Origin of the sequence: Flavobacterium poyangense (assembly GCF_011751075.1) — a bacterium.
Classification (GTDB): Bacteria; Bacteroidota; Bacteroidia; order Flavobacteriales; family Flavobacteriaceae; genus Flavobacterium; species Flavobacterium poyangense.
The window spans coordinates 1-563 of sequence record NZ_JAALLN010000178.1 but is presented as its reverse complement, the minus strand read 5'-3'; the positions used below and the strand labels follow the sequence as shown (position 1 = coordinate 563).

The following is a 563-nucleotide window of genomic DNA, read 5'->3' as shown; positions in this document are numbered from 1 at the left end:
CATTCAGCCAACACACCGATACCGCATGGCCTGCTGCCGCTCGCCTTCCTGCACCCGGGCAATCCAGTCATCGATCCGATGGGCCAAGACCAGCCCTTCGATCTGGACCTGCACGAGGCATTCCAGAACCTGCTGAACCGCTACGGAGCCGCAGAGGCACGCATGGCGAAACAGGCGATCGGTACAGCTCTCAGCACCGGCGTAGCGCCGCAAAGCTGGACACCACCGCTCAGCCGCACCGCCAAGGCGGCCGCGCGCATCGCGCTGCGCCAGGAAGCGCGGCTGGCGACCCTTCACGACGACGCCAGGCGTATCGGCATCATCACGGACTGGCAGGTGGCTTTTGACCAGCTTGATCCGGAAGCCGCCGACGGCGTCGAAGACGAAGCGCCTGGGCATTGAAGCGGCCCAGCCGAAGCACGCAATCAGGATGAACGACAAGCTGGCTACTTGGTAGCCTGCAGCTTGTCGACCGCTGCGGTAAAGCCCTTGAGCGAGACGGGGATGGTCACGGGCTTGCGTGTCACGGACTCCATGCCGATGTTCAACGAGGTGCCCGATTT

At 63.9% G+C, this 563-nt stretch carries 2 protein-coding genes; one reads left to right on the top strand and one right to left on the bottom strand.

Annotated elements, in window-relative coordinates; translation table 11 throughout:
• Positions 1–402 (top strand): DUF6925 family protein (locus G3A47_RS23225; RefSeq protein ID WP_208328444.1); only part of this gene is annotated, 402 nt, incomplete at its 5' end.
• A 44-nt stretch (positions 403–446) separates the two neighbouring features.
• On the opposite strand, the gene G3A47_RS24545 is transcribed toward G3A47_RS23225, so the two are convergent.
• Positions 447–563: invasion associated locus B family protein (locus tag G3A47_RS24545; protein ID WP_208328445.1), on the bottom strand; the 117-nt coding region annotated here is incomplete at its 5' end.